Origin of the sequence: Rhodococcus sp. H-CA8f, assembly GCF_002501585.1 — a bacterium.
Taxonomy (GTDB): domain Bacteria; phylum Actinomycetota; class Actinomycetes; order Mycobacteriales; family Mycobacteriaceae; genus Rhodococcus_F; species Rhodococcus_F erythropolis.
Genome location: NZ_CP023720.1, coordinates 1,313,968 through 1,336,539, shown reverse-complemented (window position 1 = coordinate 1,336,539; position 22,572 = coordinate 1,313,968). Strand labels below are relative to the sequence as shown.

At 62.4% G+C, this 22,572-nt stretch carries 18 protein-coding genes, 3 tRNA genes and 1 riboswitch; of the genes, 6 read left to right on the top strand and 15 right to left on the bottom strand.

Annotated features, from left to right (window positions below; all coding sequences use genetic code 11):
• The first annotated feature begins 292 nt into the window (after nucleotides 1-292).
• Both CPI83_RS06460 and CPI83_RS06455 read left to right on the top strand, forming a co-directional pair.
• The gene (locus CPI83_RS06460; protein WP_029536948.1) at nucleotides 293-1,540 is read left to right on the top strand and encodes an MlaD family protein; all 1,248 of its coding nucleotides are present in this window, start codon (nucleotides 293-295) and stop codon (nucleotides 1,538-1,540) included.
• Nucleotides 1,541-1,586: 46 nt separating this feature from the next.
• Nucleotides 1,587-2,363: a class I SAM-dependent methyltransferase gene (locus tag CPI83_RS06455; RefSeq protein ID WP_097386967.1), complete on the top strand. Its 777-nt coding sequence runs from the start codon at nucleotides 1,587-1,589 to the stop codon at nucleotides 2,361-2,363.
• A gap of 7 nt (nucleotides 2,364-2,370) precedes the next feature.
• On the opposite strand, the gene puuE is transcribed toward CPI83_RS06455, so the two are convergent.
• The 4 genes from puuE to CPI83_RS06435 all read right to left on the bottom strand — a co-directional run bounded on the left by puuE (nucleotide 2,371) and on the right by CPI83_RS06435 (nucleotide 7,641).
• Entirely contained in the window at nucleotides 2,371-3,300 is a 930-nt protein-coding gene (gene puuE / locus CPI83_RS06450) for an allantoinase PuuE (protein WP_097386966.1), read from the bottom strand.
• A gap of 16 nt (nucleotides 3,301-3,316) precedes the next feature.
• Nucleotides 3,317-4,303 carry an allantoicase gene (alc, locus tag CPI83_RS06445; protein WP_097386965.1) on the bottom strand — a complete coding sequence of 329 codons (987 nt, stop codon included), beginning with the start codon at nucleotides 4,301-4,303 and terminating at the stop codon, nucleotides 3,317-3,319.
• Nucleotides 4,304-4,306: 3 nt separating this feature from the next.
• A complete protein-coding gene (locus CPI83_RS06440; RefSeq protein ID WP_069145701.1) occupies nucleotides 4,307-5,551 on the bottom strand; it encodes an aldolase/citrate lyase family protein in 1,245 nt (414 codons plus the stop codon).
• A gap of 62 nt (nucleotides 5,552-5,613) precedes the next feature.
• Entirely contained in the window at nucleotides 5,614-7,641 is a 2,028-nt protein-coding gene (locus tag CPI83_RS06435) for a CocE/NonD family hydrolase (RefSeq protein ID WP_097386964.1), read from the bottom strand.
• Nucleotides 7,642-7,781: 140 nt separating this feature from the next.
• Between CPI83_RS06435 and CPI83_RS06430 the strand changes: the two genes are divergently transcribed.
• From CPI83_RS06430 to CPI83_RS06420, 3 genes are all read left to right on the top strand, one after another.
• Nucleotides 7,782-8,705, top strand: coding sequence for a pseudouridine synthase (locus CPI83_RS06430; protein ID WP_097386963.1), 924 nt, complete (start codon nucleotides 7,782-7,784; stop codon nucleotides 8,703-8,705).
• A 75-nt stretch (nucleotides 8,706-8,780) separates the two neighbouring features.
• Complete coding sequence (locus CPI83_RS06425) at nucleotides 8,781-10,316, top strand: CYTH and CHAD domain-containing protein (RefSeq protein WP_097386962.1); 1,536 nt, start codon at nucleotides 8,781-8,783, stop codon at nucleotides 10,314-10,316.
• Between the two features lie 48 nt (nucleotides 10,317-10,364).
• Nucleotides 10,365-11,255, top strand: coding sequence for a universal stress protein (locus CPI83_RS06420; RefSeq protein ID WP_097386961.1), 891 nt, complete (start codon nucleotides 10,365-10,367; stop codon nucleotides 11,253-11,255).
• 54 nt (nucleotides 11,256-11,309) lie between these two features.
• Here the strand turns inward: CPI83_RS06420 and CPI83_RS06415 are convergent, their stop codons facing one another.
• On the bottom strand, nucleotides 11,310-12,050 hold the full coding sequence (locus tag CPI83_RS06415; RefSeq protein WP_019745057.1) for a VIT family protein: 741 nt from the start codon (nucleotides 12,048-12,050) through the stop codon (nucleotides 11,310-11,312).
• Nucleotides 12,051-12,180: 130 nt separating this feature from the next.
• Here CPI83_RS06415 and CPI83_RS06410 point away from each other — a divergent pair, with 130 nt between their 5' ends.
• Nucleotides 12,181-12,939, top strand: coding sequence for an SDR family oxidoreductase (locus tag CPI83_RS06410; RefSeq protein ID WP_021332128.1), 759 nt, complete (start codon nucleotides 12,181-12,183; stop codon nucleotides 12,937-12,939).
• A gap of 3 nt (nucleotides 12,940-12,942) precedes the next feature.
• Here the strand turns inward: CPI83_RS06410 and CPI83_RS06405 are convergent, their stop codons facing one another.
• The 10 genes from CPI83_RS06405 to CPI83_RS06360 all read right to left on the bottom strand — a co-directional run bounded on the left by CPI83_RS06405 (nucleotide 12,943) and on the right by CPI83_RS06360 (nucleotide 22,568).
• Nucleotides 12,943-13,581 (bottom strand): TetR family transcriptional regulator, encoded by a 639-nt coding sequence (locus CPI83_RS06405; RefSeq protein ID WP_020723603.1) that lies wholly within the window; start codon nucleotides 13,579-13,581, stop codon nucleotides 12,943-12,945.
• Nucleotides 13,582-13,689: 108 nt separating this feature from the next.
• Nucleotides 13,690-15,066, bottom strand: coding sequence for a putative lipid II flippase FtsW (gene ftsW / locus CPI83_RS06400; RefSeq protein ID WP_020908900.1), 1,377 nt, complete (start codon nucleotides 15,064-15,066; stop codon nucleotides 13,690-13,692).
• A gap of 224 nt (nucleotides 15,067-15,290) precedes the next feature.
• The gene (locus CPI83_RS06395; protein ID WP_198586362.1) at nucleotides 15,291-16,652 is read right to left on the bottom strand and encodes an MFS transporter; all 1,362 of its coding nucleotides are present in this window, start codon (nucleotides 16,650-16,652) and stop codon (nucleotides 15,291-15,293) included.
• Between the two features lie 69 nt (nucleotides 16,653-16,721).
• The gene (locus CPI83_RS06390; RefSeq protein ID WP_020908902.1) at nucleotides 16,722-18,116 is read right to left on the bottom strand and encodes an NtaA/DmoA family FMN-dependent monooxygenase; all 1,395 of its coding nucleotides are present in this window, start codon (nucleotides 18,114-18,116) and stop codon (nucleotides 16,722-16,724) included.
• A gap of 29 nt (nucleotides 18,117-18,145) precedes the next feature.
• Entirely contained in the window at nucleotides 18,146-19,225 is a 1,080-nt protein-coding gene (locus CPI83_RS06385; RefSeq protein ID WP_097386960.1) for an LLM class flavin-dependent oxidoreductase, read from the bottom strand.
• Nucleotides 19,226-19,229: 4 nt separating this feature from the next.
• A riboswitch (SAM riboswitch) is annotated at nucleotides 19,230-19,325 on the bottom strand.
• A gap of 179 nt (nucleotides 19,326-19,504) precedes the next feature.
• Nucleotides 19,505-21,133, bottom strand: coding sequence for an ABC transporter substrate-binding protein (locus CPI83_RS06380; protein ID WP_019745064.1), 1,629 nt, complete (start codon nucleotides 21,131-21,133; stop codon nucleotides 19,505-19,507).
• 241 nt (nucleotides 21,134-21,374) lie between these two features.
• A tRNA-Phe gene (locus CPI83_RS06375) sits at nucleotides 21,375-21,451 on the bottom strand.
• 70 nt (nucleotides 21,452-21,521) lie between these two features.
• A tRNA-Asp gene (locus CPI83_RS06370) sits at nucleotides 21,522-21,595 on the bottom strand.
• A 135-nt stretch (nucleotides 21,596-21,730) separates the two neighbouring features.
• Nucleotides 21,731-21,803, bottom strand: a tRNA-Glu gene (locus CPI83_RS06365).
• A 111-nt stretch (nucleotides 21,804-21,914) separates the two neighbouring features.
• A complete protein-coding gene (locus CPI83_RS06360) occupies nucleotides 21,915-22,568 on the bottom strand; it encodes a TetR family transcriptional regulator (RefSeq protein WP_019745065.1) in 654 nt (217 codons plus the stop codon).
• Nucleotides 22,569-22,572: the final 4 nt, after the last annotated feature.

Genomic DNA, 22,572 nt, shown 5'->3' with positions numbered 1-22,572 from the left:
ATGTTTGGCGAAGTCAAGCCCGATTCGGACGCAAAGCTACGTACGTCACATCGACGCATTCGAAGTGAGCTGTGCCACTTACGTTTCGACGACCTGCGGAAATCTCAGCGCCGACTTTCTATCTGTGACGACTTGTTTATAGTTATCGCCAACAACGAATTGCCGGAAGTTTCCGGTTCGCCCGAGAATGCTCGCGGGTGAACACAATTCGCTCAACACCAGCCGTACCCGGCTAGTCATTCGGGAGTCGAACCATGAACACACCGCATCAGTTCAGGGCCGTCCCCACATGGTGATGTCGAAGCTCGCCAAGTGGCAGCTGGTCGCCCTCGTCGTGGTTGCACTCCTGGGTTTGATCTATGTCGGAGCGAAATACGTACGGCTGGACAATCTTCTGGGATTCGGCCAATACACGGTCAAAACCGAACTGGCGACGTCCGGTGGCATCTTCACCAACGCCGAAGTGACCTATCGCGGTGTACCCGTCGGACGCGTCGGCGACATGTCGCTCACGTCCGACGGAATCGAAGTCGACCTGTTGATCGACAGCAATGCTCCACAGATTCCCGCATCCGCGCGAGCCGTGGTGGCCAATCGCTCAGCCATCGGTGAACAGTACGTCGACCTTCAGCCCGATACCGACCAGGGCCCGTTCCTCGAAGACGGCTCGGTGATCGCCGTGGGCGACACCACCACGCCGATTCCCATCGAGAACGTCTTGACCAGCGCCAACGGTCTGGTGCACTCCGTTCCGGTCGACGCACTCCACACCGTCGCGAAGGAACTCGGCGCGGCATTCAACGGCAAGGGCGAAGATCTGCAAGTCCTTGCCGACTCGCTGTCGGGGATTTCCCAGTCGGGCCTCGACACCCTTCCCCAGACCCTCGGACTGATCCGCGACAGCCAGACGGTACTCACGACGCAATCCGATCAATCGTCGGCGATCAAGCAGTTCAGCACCGACCTCGACGCACTGACTGCGCAATTGCGCACCAGCGACCCCGACATCCGACGCGTGATCGACAACGGCATACCGGCCAGCGAACAAGTCGGCTCTCTCGTCACCGAAGCCGGCCCCGCGCTCACGACCAACCTCTCCAACCTCTCCGCCGTTGCAGCGGCAGCCGCACCGACACTGCCCTCGCTGCAGCCCTTCCTGCTCTTCCTGCCTGCGCTCGCCGGGGCGGCGCCCACCGTTGCACCGGGAGACGGCACGGTACATCTCGGCTTGGTACTCGAGACCAACAACCCGCTCTCGTGCACCGTCGGTTACGAAGGGACCATGGCGATCCTCGACGAGATGAAGCGCAAAGACCCGAACTTCGACGACACGACGCAGAACTTCCCGTTGAACACTGCCGCCAACTGCCAGGCACCCCAGGGCAGCGAAACGGGAGTTCGGAGCGCCAACCGCATCGCGTTCGCCGACCCGAACACCTCGCAACCGTGGGACAGCAAGCCCAAGGTGGACCCGGACAAGCTGAACCTGAACCCGATTGCCACTCAACTCGCACCGATGCTCGGTGCCACCCCGAAGTAGCCGTAAACAACTGGCACCGTCGACCCTCCGCGACGATGATGATGTGATGTCGCAAGGAACGCCTGAGAGGACGTCACGAAGTTTCGAGGAACTTGTCGCCGAAGCCGAATCCGCCTCCGTCGACGGGTGGGACTTCTCGTGGCTCGACGGGCGCGCCACGGAGCAGCGTCCGTCGTGGGGGTATCAGAGGTTGATGGGTGAACATCTCGGTGTCGCCGGCGCTGCGCTGGACATCCAGACCGGCGGCGGCGAAGTCCTCGCCGCTGCACCGACACTCCCGCCGGTGATGGCAGCAACCGAATCCTGGCCACCGAACGTAACCAAGGCCACCGCCCTTCTGCGTCCCCGAGGTGTGGTGGTGGTCGCGGATCCGGACGAGCCACCGCTACCGTTTGCCGATTCGGCTTTCGATCTGGTGACCAGTCGACACCCTGCGACGGTGTGGTGGGCCGAGATCGCTCGGGTACTCGAACCTGGAGGAACGTACTTCGCTCAACATGTGGGTCACGCCAGCGTGTTCGAGCTCGTCGAGTTCTTCCTCGGTCCTCAGCCGCAGGCTCGTCGCGGACGGCACTACGTGGACGAAAGCGCCGACGCGATTGCGGCCGGGCTCACCGTCGTCGACCTTCGTTTCGAGCGACTGCGCATGGAATTCTTCGATATCGGCGCCGTTGTCTACTTCTTACGCAAGGTGATCTGGATGGTTCCGGGATTCACCGTCGCGCAGTATCTGGACCGGCTCCGGGAACTCGATCAGCAGATCCGTCGCGACGGATCTTTTGTCGCGTACTCGAGTCGATTTCTGATCGAGGCGCGCAAATAGCCCCGCATTACGCGGGGTGAATGGTCTTCCAGTGCTCGGCGATGTCGATTCGCCGCGTGATCCAGACCTTTTCGTGTGACTGCACATGGTCCAGGAAACGCTCGAGGGCGGCAGCTCGGGCAGGGCGTCCGATTATGCGGCAGTGCAACCCGACGGAGAGCATCTTCGGTGATCCGGCCGTTCCCTCCGCATACAGCACGTCGAAGGCGTCACGTAGGTGCGCAAAGAACTGATCGCCGCTGGGAAATCCTGCTGGAGAGGCGAAACGCATGTCGTTGGTATCGAGCGTGTACGGAACGACCAAGTGCTTCACCGACTCTGTGCCACGCGGAACGTCTACCCAGTACGGCAGATCGTCGGCGTACGAATCGGAGTCGTAGACGAAGCCGCCGTGCTCGACCACCAATTCGCGGGTGTTCGGTGAATCGCGTCCGGTATACCAACCGAGAGGCGCCGAACCCGTCAGATCTTGCAGAATCTGGACTGCCTCGGTCATGTCGGCGCGTTCACGCTCGATGTCCACGGATTGGTAAGACTTCCAACGTAATCCGTGACACGCGATCTCGTGACCCAACTCCTGAAAAGCACTGACTGCTTCCGGGTTACGCTGCATTGCCCGCGCCACCGCAAAGACCGTGAGAGGCAGGTTTCGCCGCTCGAAGGTCCGCAGGACACGCCACAACCCGGCCCGGGAGCCGTACTCGTACAGCGATTCCATGCTCATGTGTCGATTCGGAAATGCCTCCGCCGGAGTCATTTCCGACAGAAAAGTCTCCGAAGCCGCGTCCCCGTCGAGGACGTTGTTCTCGGCTCCCTCTTCGTAGTTGAGTACGAACTGAACCGCTATCCGCGCGTCGCCGGGCCAGTGCGGATGCGGCGGATGAGGGCCGTACCCCACCATGTCCCGGGGATAGTCGTCGCGCGGATAGTCGCTCATGCCAACAACTTTACCGTCAGCGCCCGGAGATCACAGCGCGAGCAGCGTCGGTGAGTACGCCGAATACTCTCAGCCGCGCCAGGCCACCGTCCGGGAAGATGTCCAGACGGACATCGGTGACCGGAATTTCGGAATCGATCGGAAAGCGATGGCGCGTGTCCGGACGCAGCGTCGTACGCGGCAACAGTTCGAACCACTCCCCTTCCGGAGTTCGGCCGGTCAGAGCGCCCTCACCTGGACTGTTTCCGAGGAAGTACGAGGTGTCGATCTCGACGAAACTCAACACGCCTTCACCCGCGAGTTGTACTTGCACCCAGTCGTTTCCGTCGTCGCGGCGCCTGGCGGTCTCCCACCCGTCCCCCATCGAAGCAGCGCGTCCGGGGAACAGAATGTTCTGCGGTGAGCTGTAGAACATGTTGGAGCAATCGGTCACGCGGCCACCGTTTTCGAGTGCTGCGAGGTCCAACGGCCCGGCATCGAGGAAACGCGGGTCTGGCCGCGCTTCACCGTGAACACGGAATCTCGCAACGCCGCCGTCCGGATAAATGGTCAGCTTGACGTGCGTCCATCGATCCTCCGAAACCACGGAGAACGGATTCTCCGAGTCACCGTGCACGGTCGAGCGTTCGACGATGGTTGTCCACTCGCCGGATCCGGCCAGGTCGACGGGATCCGGATACCCGTCGACGGAGATTGCTTCCACCGAGATCTCGGGCGGGTAATTGCCCTTGAACCACGCGGTGTCGACCACGACGCCTCGCACCACTCCAGGAACACCGAGGCGCACGATCGCCTCGTCATGACCTGCCACACGGCGACGACGCGTCTCCCAACCGTCGTACACCTGCCCCTTGTGTCCGAACGTCGCCGGCTGGTATCCGGCTTTACCTGGTCGGATCAGGGCCTCGCGCTCGGCGAATGCCTCGTCGTTCGCCCAGATGACGGCTCCGCCGAGGGTGCGCAGTGCCAGGTCGGGCAGCAAGGTGAATTCGGTGGTGCTCATCGGTCAGTGTTCTCCTGTGATCGGTGTGGTGCGTCCTACGAGGTGGTGGAGTGCGTTGGTGTCCGCGCTCGGGGCGAGCCGGAGAACTTCGGATTCTGGATAAGCCCCCGCGTCGAGCCCACGCAGTACCACCGCTGCCAGCGCCTGGGCAGTTGCAGGTTCGTCCATCACGTCGCCACCTTGGCGCCCCAGGTACGACTGGATGCGCGGGGCAGCGGCGCCGAGTGCGTTGCGGTAGAAGCCGAACGTGGCGAGCCAGCGGGTGACCAGATGCCCGGGGTGCATGTCCCACCCCTGGTAGTAACCGCGTTCAAGGGACCGCGTGACGAGACGATGGTGCCGAGTGATCGCGTCGCGGATCGCCGTGGCGCTCCCGACGGGCGCGACCTGAGTTGACCCGTCGCACACCCAGACGCCGGTCTGCGCGGCAGCAACCAACATGAGAGCCTTTGCGTGGTCTGCCACCGGATGTTCGAGCGACTGATGACGCGATGCAATTCCGCAAGCCGCACTGTAATCGTAAGTGCCGTAATGCAAACCGGTCAGACGGCCGGCACCGCGATGGATGGCCTGAGCAACTGCCACAGTTCCGTCGGCAGCGATGACCGCCTGCGGGCTCTCGATCTGCAGCTCGAACCGAAGCGACCCGGTCTCGAGTCCGTGCGCCTTCTCCAGTTCTTCGCAGAGCACCACCGTCGCCGTGACCTGCTCCACCGCGCGCAGTTTGGGAACGGTGAAGACAAATCCGTCCGGCACTCCGCCGGCCGCGTCGAGCACAAGCTCGAGCGTCCTGATCGAGCGCCGACGCTCACCGGCCGGCAGCCCTTTGAACCTGATGCCGCCCCAGTTCGGCCCGGCAGGATCAGCGCTCAACGCCGCAAGCGTCCGCCCGGCCGACGTCGCTGCTGCGTCTTCTTCTTCGTCGCTGCGGCGTCCGTACCCGTCCTCGAAATCGATCCGAAAGTCTTGGACCGGCTTGCGGCCGAGTTGAACTCGCACATCTGCGAGCGCATTCTCCGTGTCGAGATCGGCGAACACATGCGCATGGGAATCGAGAAGCGCGATCGCCTGCTCACCCCAGAGACGAGGGGTGTCGACGGTTGCATCCGCGGCACTGACGTAAATCGTGTGCACGGGCTGGATCTCGTCACGGTTTCCCGGGAACTGGGCCGCGAGCCGCTCGTCCACCGGATCCAGAAGTCCGTCCAGACGATCGTGGACGGCGGCGGAGAGTCGGGATTCTGTCATCGGACGATCTTCGCAGAACGTCCGCGAGCCCGCAGGTTCTCACGCCGCCGATCCAGTCCGGGTCAGCGACCCCCGACGAACGGAACGTTGACGAAGCTCGGCCGATCCGCAGCCAATTCGATGTGCTGCGGCTTCAGTTGGCTGTCGGCAAGCATCGGCCCGAGCGCCAGGTATCGCGGCACGCTGGCAGCGTAGACGTCGACGCGGAGCCGGTGACCGGGTTGTAGCACTGCGTCCGTCGGGAGCATGTTGATGTCGACGGCGGTGACCTCACCGGGAACCACCGGCTGACGCGTGTCGATCGTCAGATAGTGGTGCGGTTCACTGTAGTCACCGTTGGCCGAGCGAGTGCTCTTGGAATCGTCGACCGCCCGGAGCGACGCAGTCAGAGCGCCGTTCGTGATCGGTGTCGATGTTCCGTCCGGCGCTACGTCGTTGACCGTCGCTGCCCAGAATCCGTCCGTCGCGTCCAGGACTGTCTCGAGGTGGACGTTGATCGGGCCCGAGAGTGAGGTCGGCTCCGTGACTGCCTCACCGGTGAACGTCAGACCCTCCGCTTCCTGGAATCGGGAATCCTTGGAACACGACGCACCGAGCACCACGGAGATCCCGGCAGTGCCCTGAGTTCCGTCACCGGAGCAGAAGCCTCGCAGTCCGGGTGCGACTGTCAATCGCGCTGCGGCACTGGGCTGGTCACTGGTCAGTGAACCGTCGTAGGCCGCATGAGCGGCAGTTCCGCTGGGCGCGGAGTTCAGATACATACGTTCGTACGTCGCGCCCGCTCGCGGGAACTGATCATCCGTGATCCATCCGCCACCTTGCTGGAACATCGTCACCGGACCGTATCGCTCGATTCCGTTGTCGATGCCCTTGAGCCACTTGTCGAACCACGCGCGTTCGAGTACGTCGAGGCGCGGCGGCGCACCGTCCTTGCCGAATCCTCCACCGGGAGTGACGTGATAGCCGTTGCCCATGATCAACTGCTTCTGCCCGGCCGGCAGATCGATTCCGTTGTAGATCCGCGGCTCGCTGTTGGCGAAGATGTCGTGCCAACCGCCGTAGACCATCGTCGGAACAGTGATGTTGCCGACGTCAGCGGATCGGTCCTGATAGAACTGACTGTCCTGTGCGACTTGCAGAGTCGACGGTGACACGTCCTCGATTCTCTGGGCCGTCATCGCTTGTACCAGTTCAGGAATCAGGGTGCCGGGATCCTCGAGGCGGCTCGCCAACCACAGTGGATCGAAGTTGCCTTGCAGGATGTCCTGAACGTTCGGAATGAGTTTGAGCCCGTTGACCGCGGTCAGCCACAACGGCATGAACCCGACTCCGAGTCCTCCACCGGTTCCTACGATGTCGCGTAGCAGATCGTTGCCTGGTTCGACCGGGAAGATTGCCTTCAACGCAGGCGGATTGTTACTCGCGGCCTGTACGGAGTTGATCGCGGAGTACGAGATTCCGGCCATCCCCACTTTGCCGTCGGACCACCCCTGCTTGCTCATCCAATCGATGACTTCGACCGAATCCTGTTGCTCGCGCTTGCCGAGCACGTCCCAATTACCTTGGGAGAAGCCGGTTCCACGTGCGTCGACCACTACCTGCGTGTATCCGTTCTGGACCAGATCACGGTTGACGCCGAGAACCCTGGCGCCTCCGCCGGCTATGACGCCCGTCAACTCCGAGACTCCGTCGAACGGCGCCGCGAGGTCGAGCGAGTTCGCCACGTCCATCAACGTCTCACCCACTTGCGGGATCGACAGAGCTGAATCCACCAACGTGTCCAGCAGTTTCGTGTACGGCGTGATGTTGAGAATCGAAGGCGCCTTCGATTCCACAGCGCGCCCGGACGCATCCGCCGGTCGGTACACATTTGCCTGCAGAACCGTGCCGTCACTCATCGTGATGGGTACGTCCCACTCGACGGAGACGCCCGGATACTGCGGCGCAGCCTCCGTGGCCGCGAGCCAGGCCTGTCCGTCCGACCCTCCCGTCGGATCCGCGGAAGCGACGGCGCTCGGCACCGTCAATCCCACGACGCACAGCCCCACCGCAATCGTTGTCGACCTTCGACGTAGAAGTCGTGTCCTCACGAAAACCCCAATTTTCTGTTGTGATGACCCAGCCCTGCCCCCACGACAGTGACCGGCGTCACGAACTTACCGGATAGTAACTTCCGTCCCATATGTCGTCAATAGGTCTCGATGCCGCCCGGACGGCTAGCTTTGAAGATGTGTCACGATCTCCCCTTCCCGTCCGCGACGGCCTGAACCCGAGTCGCATCCGTCAGCCAGACGACGGCATGTGGGCGACGACGCTCGACTATCTGCTCGAACGGTTTCCCCAGGACTCCGTCCGCCTACGGGAGAAAGTCGCAGCCAGGGAGGTCGTCGACGAGAAGGGCGTCGCGATCACCGAGGCGAGCGCTTTCGCTCCCCGGCGTTTCGTCTACCTGTACCGCGACGCTCCGGTCGAAGCGCGGGTGCCGTTCGAGATCGACATCCTCTACCGGGACGAAAACATCCTGGTCGTGGACAAGCCGCACTTTCTCGCGAGCACGCCACGCGGGCGATACATCGCCGAATCGGCCTTGGTGCGGTTGCGTCGGGATCTCGATCTGCCGGAGTTGAGTCCAGCGCATCGCCTCGACCGCGTCACGGCAGGACTGCTGCTGTTCACCGTGCATCAGGCGGCCCGGCGCGGCTATCAGACCATGTTCGCCGAGCGCCGCGTCACCAAGGAATACGAGGCCATCGCGCGTTACGACGCGCAGGTGAGCACTCCCGCGATCGTGCGCAGTCGCATCGTGAAAGAAAGGGGCGTGCTCAAGGCCGCGGAGATCGAGGGCGAACCCAACAGCGAGTCGCGGATCGAACTGATCGAGACGCGAGAGGGCTTCGCGCGGTACCGGTTGATTCCCCATACCGGCAAGACCCATCAACTTCGCCTGCACATGACCTCGCTCGGGCTCCCGATCCACGGCGACAACTTCTATCCCGACTTCTACGACGTTGCCGCAGAGGATTATTCGAACCCGCTGCGCCTGCTGTCGAAGGTTCTCGAGTTCGAGGATCCCACGACCGGCCGGCTGCAACGGTTCGAAAGTCGGCGGACCCTGTCCTGGCCGGACGAATCAGGCCGTGGCGACTCGCCGTAGGGACCCCGGACCCTTCCACTGCGCCTCCGATACCGGGAGGATGGAAGCGCAGACCGCACCGCAAGAGGAGACCAGATGAGCAAGACCGCCGTCGTACCCGAAGCCGTACGGGAGATCGAGCGCAAGTACGAGGCGCCGGCCGAGCAGGAAGTTCCCGCGCTGGGTGGACTTCCCGGTGTCGTCGGCGAACCGGTCCACGACTCGATACAGCTCTCTGCCACCTACTTCGACACCGCCGACTACCGGTTGCTCGCCGAGAAGATCACGCTGCGCAAGCGTGAGGGCGGCGATGACGCGGGGTGGCACATGAAACTTCCCGCAGGCGAGGACACTAGAACCGAAATCCAGCTTCCCCCGGACGAGAGCACCGATGTGCCCTCGCCGCTGGCGAGTCTGATCCGGGCGGTCATCCGCGGTCACGATCTGGTGCCGGTCGCCCTGATCATCACCGATCGGGAGCGCACCAGACTCAACGGCGAAAACGGTGTTCTGCTTGCCGAAGTGGTCTCCGACACCGTCATCGCCTGCAAGGCAGACGGTTCCGGTGAGTCGACGTGGCAGGAAGTCGAGGTCGAACAAGGCGCAGGCGGGCAAGCCCTGGCCGATGCAATCGAGTCGGTTCTACTGGACGCGGGGCTCGAGCGTTCTGCGAGTCCGTCCAAACTCAAACGAGCACTTGGCACTTCGGTCACTCCATACGTCGGCCACGAGGTCACCACTGGCAAAGCGTCGAATCCGCGAATTCTGTTGCGTAATTACCTCATCGAACAACTGCGCGCACTGGTCGCCGCGGATCTCGGCACGCGCCGCGCCGACGACGAAGCCGTTCACGACTTCCGGGTCGCAGCACGTCGTATCCGCAGCGCTCTACAGTCGTACGCCGGTCACTCCCCCAAGACCGACGATCTCATCACGGATCTTCGGTGGATCGGTGGAAAGTTCGGTGACGCCCGCGACGTCGAGGTCCAGTGGGAGCGTCTCGTGGAACGACTCGGTGAAATCGACGAGATGCCCGAGCGAGAAGCAGTGCGCGCTCGAATCGACGAGTACTTCTCGGCCCGCGGTGAAACCGCGCAGGAAACCGCCCTCGAAGCGCTCGATTCCGAGCGCTACACCACACTGCTCGATCGACTCGACGAGTACGTCGGCGACCTCGAATTCGACACTGCCGCCCACCGTGTAGGAAAAAAGGCGTCGGCACGAGAGCTGGCGCATACCCTGCGCCATCTAGCTCACAAGGTCGGTAAGCGAGTCGATCACGTCTTCGATGCCGATACCCGCACCGAGCGTGACGAGCGAATGCACCGCGCACGCAAGGGCGCCAAGCGGATGAAGTACGCGATCGAGGTCATGGAACCGGTGTCGAAGAGCCGGGCCAAGCGCGCCTTGAAGCATTTCAGCCACTTCCAGGATGTTCTCGGCGAGCATCAGGATTCCGTTGTAGCCCAACATCACCTGCTCGAAATTGCTGCGGAGCAGGAGCACACCTCGCTCACCAGTTTCGGATTGGGCATGGCCTACCGACGAGAACTGGAAATCGCCCACGGGCAATCAACACTGCTCCGCAAGACGTGGAAGGAAGCCGTCAAATCAGCGTCGTCACTCTGGTGACCAGGCTGCAACCAGTCGACCGATCTCGATCATTTCAGAGGAGTAGACATGAACACACTTGCAGGACACCAGGACGTCGTCGCCGGTATCGACGGATCCGAGTCCTCGACGGCGGCGGCCCGGTGGGCAGCCTCGGTCGCGAACGCGGTGAACTCACGACTGATTCTGGCGCATGCCCTGCCGCAGGAGGGCCCGATCTACAGTCCCGCTGCAGTGATGTTGCAGTCGCAGTTCCTCAGCCAGATCCGCGAAGACGGCGAAGCGATCATCGATGCCGCCGCCGCGGTGATTTCAGCTGAATTCCCGGAACTGACCATCGAATCCGAGATCGCACCGGGCCCGGCGTCGACGCACATCCTCGAATCCTCGGGTACCGCACGCCTGATCGTGATGGGGTCGACCGGATCCGGCGCACTGCGCTCGCGGCTACTCGGATCGACCGCACTGAAGGTGGCAAATCACGCAACCTGTCCGGTCACCGTCTGGCGTGGTTCGGCGGAGAATCCCGGTCCGGATCAACGTCCCGTCATCGTCGGAGTCGACGGAAGTGCGTTGAGCAAGAAGGCCGTCGAGTACGCGTTTCGTTATGCCGATCAGTTCGACGCGCCGCTTATCGCGGTCCACACCTGGCAGGGCTCGTCCACCTTCCGCGAAGGCGGAGCGGGAATCCTCATCGACTGGGAGGCCGTCGAGCAGGAGGAATCGGCACTGCTGGCAGAGAACCTGGCCGGCATGGCCGATCAGTACCCGGACGTGCCGGTCACCCGCATCAGTGAACCCGGCGCCGCCGCCCCCGTCATGCTCAAGTACGCCGACGACGCGCAGCTGATAGTTGTCGGAAGCCATGGTCGCAGTGCGATGGCCGCCGCCGTGATGGGCTCGACCAGCCAGAATCTGCTGCACCATGCGCCAGGGCCGGTCATGATCTGTCGCGCCTGAATTGCTGTGCGCCTTTATTAACCCCCCGCGGTTAATAAAGGCGCACAGCAGGGGTCAGGCGAGGCCCGTCCCCACCAGCTGACCTACTCCGTACGTCACAGCCATCGCGAGCGCGCCGCCGATCACCACTCTCAGCACCGCTCTGGTCTTGCGGGCTCCGCCGAGCGTCGCGCTGATCGTCCCGGTCAGTGCAAGTGCGATCAGCACTGCGAAGAAGGCGATGGGGACGCGGATACCCGTCGGCGGCAACAGGATTGCGACCAACGGGATCGCCGCGCCGATCGTGAACGAGATTGCCGACGAAATCGCCGCATGCCATGGATTGGTGAGATCGTCCGGGTCGATACCCAATTCGACTTCGACGTGTGCCGCAAAAGCATCGTGCTCGGTCAATTCTTCGGCGACGCGGCGGGCCGTCTCCGGACTCAATCCCTTGTTCTCGTAGATCTCGGTCAGTTCCTGGAGTTCCGCCTCCGGTGTCTCGAGGAGTTCCTTCTTCTCCTTCTGCAGGAGTGCGCGTTCGGTGTCTCGCTGAGCGCTGACCGAGACGTACTCACCCAACGCCATGGACACAGCGCCGGCAACCAGGCCAGCGAAACCGGCCGTGAAGATCGCGGAGCGCTCGGTTGTGGCTGCCGCAACACCGACCACGAGGCCTGCGGTCGAGACGATTCCGTCGTTTGCCCCCAGAACACCTGCACGCAGCCAATTCAGGCGATTGTTCAAACTCGGTGCGTGAGGTTCCGATTCCCCACCGGGCGCCCCGTCGGTCAACTGCACACTGTCTCCGGACATGGCAACAGATTAGGACGATCAGTCCGGTTGCGATAGCAATCTGAGCCTGTCCTTCGCGTACTGATATATTCCCAGACAGAACCCAACCAAGCATTTGCTAGGTTATGAACGGCACACCTCTGGAGGCATTGTGAGCGCAGCACGCACCGCTTTTGTCAGCGGCGGAACCGGTGGAATCGGGTCGGCGATCGCCCTTACTCTCGCCGAACGCGGGCACGACGTCGCCTTCACCTACCGAAACAACAAGGACGCTGCCGAGCAACTGAGCGAGCAGATTCGAGCGCATGGCGTGCTCGTCCACTCGTATTCTCTCGACTTGACCGACGAGCTGTCGATCAGCGCCGCCGTCCGCGATGCGGTCAGTGATCTGGGCGCATTGACGACCCTCGTCCACGCTGCGGGACCGCACGTCCCGATGACGCACCTCTCACGCGTGACGCCGGCGTTCTTCACCGAACAACTGAACCAGGAAGCCGCGGCATTCTTCACACTCGTCCACACCGCCCTGCCTGCGCTGCGTGCATCTTCGGGTTCGGTGGTAGCGGTGACAACCGCGGCAACGGATCGTTTTCCCGTGCGCGACGGACTCTCCGCAGGCACCAAAGGGGCTGTCGAACAACTTGTTCGCGGATTCGCCGCAGAGGAAGGACGCTACGGCGTTCGGTTCAACGCGGTAGGACCAGGCATGTTGACGGACGGAATGGCGGAGCGACTGATCAACTCCGCCGAACTCGACCAGAGCGCACTCGACGTGACGATGAGCCGAATTCCGTTGAAGCGCTTCGGATCAGCTGCCGACATCGCCGAAGCAGTATGTTTCCTCGCAAGCGACGCGGCCGGATTCATCAGCGGTCAAAAGCTCAACGTCGACGGCGGCTACACCGTCTGAGCGCTATCCACCCAACTTGCGAAAGACCAGTCGCACGGCAAGTTCGAGGTGCGCCATCACCTCGTCCGTCGTCATCCGGCCGGCAACCCACGAGACCAGACTCGACATCCAGACGTCGTCGATGACCTTCACCGCATCCATCTGCTGTTGCGAGACTTCCTCGACGCCGATCGCCTTCGCGAACATCTCGGTCACGACCCCACCGAGCGCGTTGAGTTCCGGAGTCGCCGACGCGTCCGCGAACATGTACGCCCGAACCAACGCTTCGTAACGGAGGTGATCGGTCTCGAGGACCTCCGTATTCTTGCGCAGCACAAACAGAATCCGGTCCGACGGAGTCTCGCCCGGGATTACAAAGTCCTGGAATCTGTCACGCAAACCCTCGAACATCCACAACAATGCGACGACGAGCATGTGGTTCTTGGACGGGAAATACCGGTAAACAGTGCCGATCGCGACGCCGGCGCGATCGGCGACCGATCGCATCTGCACCGCGTCGTAGCCGCCTTCGGAGGCGGATTCCATTGCGGCGTCGACAATCCGGCGAAAACGCGCTCGTTGCGACGGCGTCGTACGACGTCCGGTCACCGAGCTACGTTCGACCACCGACTGGTCTGCCTTGTCGCCACCTGCCATGTCCACAACCCTAATTAGACGTCGTTTTGCCGACTCCCAATGTAGCCGCCCAACGCAATCGTCGGGTGCATGACTGCCCGCTTCCGAGCTGGCCGCCAGTAGGACTGGCCGAGATCAGGAAGCGCGCCGCGGCCGATCGGATCGGCCGCGTCTACGTGGATCTTCCGACCAGTCGCGCGACGGTGCGCGTCGGCCCGGCGCTTGAGTCCGGCGCCTGTCGGGTTGCGGCGCCCGTCGCTCCGGTCGGCGTTGACCAGTAGGGGCCGGCTGGGCGCGGCGAGCAGGCGGCCGACGTCGGTCAGTCTGTGGCTTCTTGGCAATGCCGAACCGAGGCTTGCCGAAGACCAGCGGAATCCAACCGCGACCGCTGCTCTCGGCCGAGGCGACAGCCTCGGGCTCACGGAAGGCTGCGTGCGCGATGAGCCCGAACATCAGCAAGGTGGTGATCATCGACGTTCCGCCCGCCGAGATGAGCGGTAGTTGCAGACCGGTCACCGGAATCAGGCCAACGACGTAGGCGATGTTGATGAACGCCTGCACGACGATCAACGTCGTTGCTGTCGCCGTCATGACCTTGAGGAACGGATCGGTCGACCGCTTCGCGATTCGCAGTCCGACGATCAGAACCGCGGCGAAGAGAGCAACGACGATCAGCGCACCGACCAGACCCAACTCTTCACCGATCACGGCAAAAATGAAGTCGTTGTGCGCCTGCGGGAGGTAACTCCATTTGGCGTCGGACTGCCCCAGACCGCGACCGAAGATGCCGCCGTTCGCCAAGGCGTACTTGGCCTGAGTGCTCTGGAAGTTCAAGCCTTGCGGGTCGAGATCAGGATTGAGGAAAGCCTTGATGCGATCCGAGCGGTAACCAGCAGTAAGCCCGAGCACGAGAAATGCGACTGCGGAACCGAGCGTGAGGCTGATGAACGTCTTCATCCGGAACAGCCCGAACCACAGCACCGACATGAAGATGATGCCGATGGTGATCGTGGTTCCGAGGTCCTTCTCCAACACCACCAGAACCAGAACCAGCAGCGTCGTACCGCCGATCACCGGCAGCGCACGGTTGACATCCATCCGCGCGTTCATGAACGACGCAACCGTCGCCGCGGACCAGATCGCCAGAGCAAGTTTGGCCAGCTCCGACGGCTGGAAGGAAATACCCGCGATCACAAACCAGCTGCGAGCACCCATCTGTTCCGAGCCGATACCTGGAATCAGCACCAGGACAAGCAGAACAAGACACAGGATCAGCAGCCATGGTGAGGCTCTACGCATCGTTTCGGTCGGCAACCGCACGACCGCCACGAACATCACCAAACCGATCGCTGCGAACATGCACTGCGGCCAGAAGCGGGCGTAGGACGTCCCGGACAGAACATAGGATTCGACACCCGAAGACGACAGCACCATCAGCAGTCCGAACGCGACGATCAGCACGACCAGACCGACGATCATATGGAAATCGAACAGTGGCCGATTCGTCCACATCGCCGTTCGAGCGCGGAAGGGTGTCGATGTGCGGTCACGTTTGTCCGACGATCCACGGGGTGGGTTAACTGGCTCTCCACTCCCGCGACCGTTGGGCTTGTCTTCACTGCGACCGGTCACCACACAAGTATCGTCCCACGACTCCTAACCCATGGGTAACACAAGTCCCATGAGTCACACGGGCTCGGCCTCCCGAGGTCCATGTAGACCCACGAAATGCCAGGTCACGTCCTTCGCCGGCGTCGGTCTGCCACCGCTCCCGCCAACGAGAGCGTCAACATGACCACGCAGACGGCAAGCGCGATCCCGAACGCACGTCCGTATCCGTCGGGCGACGATCCGAGTACACCGAGATACAACCCCGATACCGCGGCCAGCGAGATGGTCGCTGACAGGCGCTGAGACAGTTGAAGGAAACCCGCCGCAACACCGTTCGCGCCCGGCGGTGCATATTCGAGAGTCAGCACCCGATTGGGCGCGTCGACCAAACCGCTGGCAACTCCCGACAACACCGCCAGGACCACCAGCACCGGGATCAAATGTTCCCGCGGAATCAGATTGACCGCTGCGATGTACCCGAGGATGACAAGGATCTCGCCGACTATGGCAAAAACCACTGCACTTCGGCCGAACCTGGCAACCAGCCGCCATCCGAGAGCCGACGTCAATGCCATCGCGAGTGAGCTACCGGTCATGATCAACGCCGCACTCAGCGGGGCGAAGCCCAAACCTTCGATCAGATAGAGGCTGAGCACCGCGTTGACGGCGAGGATGGATCCGAACCAGAAGAGTGCAACCGTCGTACCCAGTCGGAAGCCCCTCGAGGCGATCAACGACGGAAGCAGTACCGGCGTCCCGCCGCGCTCGGCGTACCGACGTTCCCAGAACCAGAAGGCGACGGCAGCGCCGAACGCACCGATCAGGAAAGCCGCAGCCACAGTGACACTGGTTCGGGTCACGATGGGCCACAACAGGAGCCCGGTCGTAGTCGCCAGCAGACACAGCCCAACCGGATCGATCGATGCGCCCGATCGGGTAGTTCGATCACGGCGCAGAAAGCGAAACGCCAAAATCAGAGTGATCACGGCAAACGGCACGTTGAGAACGAGAAGCAACCGCCATCCGAAGTCGGCGTCAGAATACTTCAGCAGAACGCCACCGAGGATCGGTCCGGAAACGCCGGCCAGACCACCCGCGGTGCTGTACGCGCCTAACGCCTTCGCCCGAGCCTTTCCGGACACCCGGTCGGTGATGATGCCGAGCACCTGCGAACTGATGGTGCCTGCGCCGATCCCCTGCCCAAGACGAGCCAACACGATCATCGACGGATCCGACGCACATGCTCCGAGGATTCCCATCACAGCGAAAATGCTCAGCCCCGCCAAGAACAAGCGTCGACGCCCGACGACGTCACCGAGTCGGCCCGCCGGCACAAGGGCCAAGCCGAAAGTCAGCGAATAGCTCGCAAGGATCCACTGCACCTCGGAGGTCGACGCGCCCAGCGACGCCCGGATCGACGGAACCCCGATTCCGAGCACCGCCGAATCGAGAAGGGTGGTGAAGCCCGCGGCTACGCAGACGATGATCTCCCAGCGGACGGCCGAATCGAGCTTGGTGGATTCGGCCGCCGCTGTGACCGTGTGGGACAGGACCCGTTACCCCGCAACTTCAGACGCGGCCCGACGCGTGAGCGGCGGTCGCAACCCCAAGTGCTCTCGCAGCGTCGACGTGGAGTACTCGGTGCGGTACGCCCCACGCTCCTGCAGTTCCGGGATCAACCAGTCCACGATCTCGTCGAGCCCGGTCGGCACCAGGTACGGCGAGATATTGAAGCCGTCCGAAGCTCCGTTGCGCACCCAATGGACCAACTGATCTGCGACCTGCCCCGGGGTGCCCGCAAAACCCGAACGCTGCGAGGTCTCGATGGCGACCTGACGTAGCGACAGGTTCTTTGCCTCGGCGAGAGCCCGCCATTCACGTGCAATCGCAATGGGGTCGTTGCCGTCTCGCGCGGAACCGCGCGTCTCGGACACCGGGCGCGCAACCGGATCTTCCTCCGGTAGTGGACCGTCCGGGTCTCGGTCGGAAAGGTCCTTCCCCCACACCAATCCGACGAGGGACAGTGCGGTTTGACCGGTGAACTGACCTTCGAGGACCCACCGCGCCTTCTCCTCGACCTCGGACTCGTTCTCCGCCAACACGATCTGCGTGCTGGGCAGGATCTTGACGTCGTCCTCCGGTCGCCCGACGCTACGCAACCGAGCCCGAATGTCGTCGGCGAAGTCGAGCGCGCCGTCGAAATGCGTCCCGTGTCGCGAGAAAATGACGTCGGCGTGCGTCGCCGCGAAATCGCGTCCAGTCGGCGAATCGCCCGCTTGAAAGATGACCGGATGTCCCTGTCTGCTGCGGGGAAGCGTCGGCGTCACGGTGATGTCGAACTGCGAAGTCTGGCGGCGTACGTCGCTCACGGCTCCCGGAGTCGACCAGTTCTCGGACGTGCGAGAGTCCGAGATCGCGTCGTCGGCCCACGAATCCCACAGTGCCCGTGCAGTTTCGATGAACTGCCCGGCACGCTCGTAACGCAGGGCGTGGTCGAGGAAACCACCGCGACGGAAATTCTCTCCCGTCCAAGCGTTGTCGGTGGTCACCGCGTTCCAGCCGGCCCGTCCGTCGGAAAGTAGATCGAGGCCGGAGAGTCGACGGGCGAGGTCGGCCGGTTCGTTGTACGTGGTGTTCTGTGTCGCGACCAGCCCGATCTTGTCGGTGATACCGGCGAGGGCGGCCAACTGCGCAATGGCGTCGGGGCGGCCGGCGATATCCAGATCGAGAATCTTGCCGTTCTGCTCGCGAAGACGAAGGCCCTCACCGAGGAAGAAGGCGTCGAACAGACCTCGCTCGGCGGTGAGTACCAACCGCCGAAACGTCTCGAAGTCGATCTGGGATCCGCTCGAGGAATCGGACCAGATGGTGGTGTGGTTGACCCCTTGGAAGAAGACGCCGAAGTGAACGTGAGCGTCGGGTCGAGGTACGGCGGAGCGTGATGCAGTCATAGCCGAAATGTCCTTAGCGCGAAGTCAAGTCAGGAGGAGTGGACGAATCGATTTGCGGGCCGCTGCAGGCCGAGGTTGCCCCTCAGAGTCGATCCCGGAACCGGGCGTCGCGTCAATCCGGACTTCGACAGCGCCGGAAGCACGAATTTGGCCAGCACCGGCAGGTCCTCGTCGATCACGAGAGCGTGGAAATGAACACCGTCGAGGTATCGGGCCAATTCCTTCAGAACCACGGCCGCTTCCCCCGGATCTGCAGCCAGGAGCAGTCGGCCAGTGACGACGGCATTCCCGTACGAGTTCAGCTCGATCAACCGCTGCGCCGCAGACAGATTCGGCGTATCGAATGCCACATCGACCTCGGCGACCACCAATGACGCGCCCTCATCGCGCGCCTTGGCAGCCGACTGTGCAATGGCCTCCACCGAATCACCGGAAACGAGAACAACATCGGCCTGGTGTGGTTCGATGGCGCCGTAGCGGCCGAACACCACCAACTGGCCTTGCGGCGGCCGCGGAACGATTGACGGCCCCTTCACCGAGAAGGTGTCGCCCTCGAAATTGACGTAATGCAGACGATCACGCTCGAGGAAACGCCCACTGAGATAGTCACGGACGACGGCGTCGTCCTCCCACGAATCCCAGAGATCTGTCACGACGGTAACCGAATCCCGCTGCTCCTGCTGACGCGCCGACTCCGTCGTTACCGGAGCCCTCCCCCACGCCCTCGCCGCGGCATCGTCTTCGACCGGAACAGCAAGCCAGCCGCCACGCCCACGCGAGGAGTAGTCCAATGTCGCCAATTGCGAAGAGGTGTGGAACGGTTCGGCGTACGTGGTCCCGACGACGGGGACCAGTCCGATCGTGCTGGTCGTCGCCGCCACGTATGACGCCCTGGAGACGGCATCGATGCGGCCGACAACGTCACCACGCGGAGGGAGGATGGAATCGTCGAACGTCGCGAAGGTGAAGCCCGCATTCTCGGCAGCCGCGACGCGATCGCGCACAGCCTTACCCGTGAGCAACTGATCCGGGCGATGTGAGCTTCGGCGCCAGGCAGCGGGGTGAGTGCCCTCGCCGTCCAGTTCGATACCCACGGCAAATACAGTCATGTGTCCTCCATCGGTCCTGGCGGTAGCACCCACACTGCGGTTAGGTAGCGGGTTGCTGCGGCATCATCGAGCCAGGTCTCTCAGCCACTCTGGATGGTGGATGCAATCTATGCGGGCGACGCTGAACAAGTCAAATCGCGCTTGACGAATCATATTGACCTACAACATATTTCAATACAATCATCCTGATCGAAAGGGTTGCGCAACGCTAGCCGACGTAGACACGAAAGAGCCCCGCCCGACTCGCGTCGGACGGGGCTCTCGGTGTGCGCTGGAACGCTACTTCGCGCCCATCCATGCCTGATCGAACAGCATGATGCCGGTTGCAGTCGGAACCACACCGTGCACGTTCTTCTGCCAAGCCCAGAACGACGTGAGCCCGCCGATCGGCGCCGACGGAACCGTCTCGTTCCACAGCGTCTGAATCTTGCCGATGATCGCCAGGGTCGACGAATTATCCTTGGCTTGTTGTAGATCTGCGATCAGCTGATCCATCGCCGGGTTCGCATATCCAGCAGTATTCGCCATCGAGGTGCTGTTGGTCGTGGAGAACAATCCGAGATCGAGTATCGACTCGTACATTCCGATGCCCGCGTGCGCGAGGTCGAAATCGTGCTTGACGTAGACGTTCTGCACGATGTCGCCGGCGTTGTTGGCCAAGATCAAGTTCACCTCGAACCCGACGGCCTGCAACAGTGACTGCACGGCGAGGCCGATCGCGTGGTCCTTGGGCTCACTGAGCACGACGTAGTCGAGAGTGCCGTCGTATCCGTCTGCCTTCGCCTGATTCAGAAGCTCCTTGGCCTTTTCGGGGTCGTAGGCAATACCCGGTGTGTCTACGTGCCATTGCGACGTCGGACCGAACAACTCCGAGCCAGGCAGTCCCTCACCGTTTTCCACGCGCTGATCGATCAACGTGGTGTCCAGCGCGTAGCCGATAGCCTGGCGAACGCGAACATCCGAGCCCGGTCGGCCTTCACGATTGTTGACAATCTCGGCACTACCGGCGTTGAGCACGTCGATGTAGCCGGGGTAACCAGCGGACTTGGCGGAATTGATCGCCGAAGTAAGGCCGCGAATGTAGGCAACATCGAGCTGACCGCTGTTCAATGATTCGAGATTGGCCTGCGGACCGTTAAGTGCAACCATCCGCAGTTTGTCCAGCTTGGGAGCACCGCCGTAGTAGGACGGGTTGGCCTTGAAGATTCGCTCGACGCTCGGCGTGAAGAGATCTTCGGTGAAGGGTCCGGCACCCACGGCGGTGAACTTGTCGCCTTGCTGCGAACTCGGGGCGACGATCATCCCGTGCCCGAGAGCGAGCATCGACGGAAAGCGCATCCACGGCGTCTTCAGCTTGAAGTCGACCGTCGTGGGGCCGCTTGCCTGCGCCGATTCCACCGAAGCCAGCCACAACTCGGCGCCATTGCCCTTGCCCGCGTTGTACCGATCGATGCTTGCAATCACGGCGTTGGCGTCGAGCGCGGAACCGTCGCTGAACTTCACACCGTCGCGAAGTTTCAACGTCCACGTGCTTCCGTCGTCGCTGGTATCGAGCGATTCAGCCAACTTGGGCTCGAACTCGCCGCTCGCAGTGTCATAACTCATCAGGACGTCGTACACAGCAGCGAAGGCCTCACCGCCGGAACCGCCGCGCGCTGCCGTCTTGGTCGGGTCAAGTGAGGGAACGAGAACCTGCACGCCGTACGTCATGGTCCCGCCGGCGACCGCGTCGCCTGGGTCCGGTTGCTCGTTGACCATGCCGGTCACGACGTCCCCCGACGTATTCGTCGTATCGGTTCCGCTGTCGTCACCGTTGCTCGCGCAGCCCACCAACAGAACCCCGGTACCGAGCAATGCGACGGCGACCCGGCTGACTTTCCCGATGCGCCAAGATCTCGAGTGCGACACGGAGATTCCACCTCACTTCCAGTAGACGCAGCCACGGATCGGCCGCAATCGGCTAATAGTGATGTCCTCTGTGGAGTGACGCCCAGCACGTTCCCGGTGACCGGAAACATTCACGGAGACAAAGGATGCGCACAACTGAGATGATCAGGCCGAGTGGTTGACGGCGACTGACATCCGAGCATGAAAAAGCTCCAACCTTATGTTCGAAGAACATGAGATTGGAGCTTGTCGATAAGAATTATGGTGGCCAGGGCCGGGATCGAACCGGCGACCTTCCGCTTTTCAGGCGGACGCTCGTACCAACTGAGCTACCTGGCCGGACGGCACCCGAACCGAATGCCTATCGCATTGCTTTGTTCTCAACCAATTGATTGAGAACAAAGCTTTGCGACCCTGACGGGACTCGAACCCGCGACCTCCGCCGTGACAGGGCGGCGCGCTAACCAACTGCGCCACAGGGCCTTGCTTTTTCCTTGCTGTGAAACCGTACTACATCTTCGAGCCGCTCCCAAACCACTGTCCTGGCCTGGCATTTGTGCATCTCAAAGCGTGTCGTGCGGGTCAAACCATACTGCATCGTTTCGCTTTCGCAAAACGTACCCCCTACGGGATTCGAACCCGCGCTACCGCCTTGAAAGGGCGGCGTCCTAGGCCGCTAGACGAAGGGGGCCCGCCGGATCTCTCCGAACTAGTACCCCAACGGCGTTCCGTTGGGAGCTTGGATAGCTTATGGCACAGCGTTCGGAAATCACAAATCGCCTGGTCATGGGCGAAAAGTGGACTATTCCGCGTCGGGGAACTCCACTTGTGGCCAACCATCGCGATGAAACTTCTCCAACCACTCCGGTGTGGCCATGGCTTCGAGCACCACTTCGAGGGACTCCTCGAACCACACACCCAGATCGCCACTCGAGGCAATCAGGTCCGCCATGTACCGCTGGCCGGCAAGGCTCGCTGCCAGTACGCGCGTGAATTTCTCCGGGTCCACGTCTTCGCGGAGCAAACCGTCGTCCTTGGCGCGCAATGCCAACTCGTAGGCGGTCTTTCCCCAGACCTGCCCGCCACCCGATTGCACATCCTTGTAGAACTCCGGCTCGATGATCAGCCGGAATTCCGCCTGCACGATTACCTCGGTACGGAAGACCTCGGCAATGTCGAGCACGAGCCCGTGCAATGCGACGAATGGATCGAGGTCTGTTCTCTTGGCCCAACGATCAGTGATTCCAGTGAAGGTTTCGATAGCCGAGGTCAGAACCGCTCGCGCCAACTCTTCCTTGGACTGGAAATGGAAATACATGGCGCCTTTGGTGGCGCGGGAGCCCTCGAGGATCGTGTTCACCGACGCAGCTGCATAGCCGCGCTTGGCGAATTCGACTGCAGCCGCTTCGACCAGGGCGGCGCGGGTACGCCGCGCACGCTCTTGTTGACGTGCCATTTAC

What these genes read in the sequence shown, in the direction of transcription:
- CPI83_RS06440 (WP_069145701.1), bottom strand. Translation starts at nt 5,551, where the DNA reads ATGACAGAATCCCGACTCTCCGCCGCCGTCCACGATCGTCTGGACGGA.
- CPI83_RS06385 (WP_097386960.1), bottom strand. Translation starts at nt 19,225, where the DNA reads ATGACTGTATTTGCCGTGGGTATCGAACTGGACGGCGAGGGCACTCAC.
- CPI83_RS06455 (WP_097386967.1), top strand. Translation starts at nt 1,587, where the DNA reads ATGTCGCAAGGAACGCCTGAGAGGACGTCACGAAGTTTCGAGGAACTT.
- CPI83_RS06420 (WP_097386961.1), top strand. Translation starts at nt 10,365, where the DNA reads ATGAACACACTTGCAGGACACCAGGACGTCGTCGCCGGTATCGACGGA.
- CPI83_RS06390 (WP_020908902.1), bottom strand. Translation starts at nt 18,116, where the DNA reads ATGACTGCATCACGCTCCGCCGTACCTCGACCCGACGCTCACGTTCAC.
- CPI83_RS06415 (WP_019745057.1), bottom strand. Translation starts at nt 12,050, where the DNA reads ATGTCCGGAGACAGTGTGCAGTTGACCGACGGGGCGCCCGGTGGGGAA.
- CPI83_RS06360 (WP_019745065.1), bottom strand. Translation starts at nt 22,568, where the DNA reads ATGGCACGTCAACAAGAGCGTGCGCGGCGTACCCGCGCCGCCCTGGTC.
- alc (WP_097386965.1), bottom strand. Translation starts at nt 4,303, where the DNA reads ATGAGCACCACCGAATTCACCTTGCTGCCCGACCTGGCACTGCGCACC.
- CPI83_RS06425 (WP_097386962.1), top strand. Translation starts at nt 8,781, where the DNA reads ATGAGCAAGACCGCCGTCGTACCCGAAGCCGTACGGGAGATCGAGCGC.
- puuE (WP_097386966.1), bottom strand. Translation starts at nt 3,300, where the DNA reads ATGAGCGACTATCCGCGCGACGACTATCCCCGGGACATGGTGGGGTAC.
- ftsW (WP_020908900.1), bottom strand. Translation starts at nt 15,066, where the DNA reads ATGTGGACGAATCGGCCACTGTTCGATTTCCATATGATCGTCGGTCTG.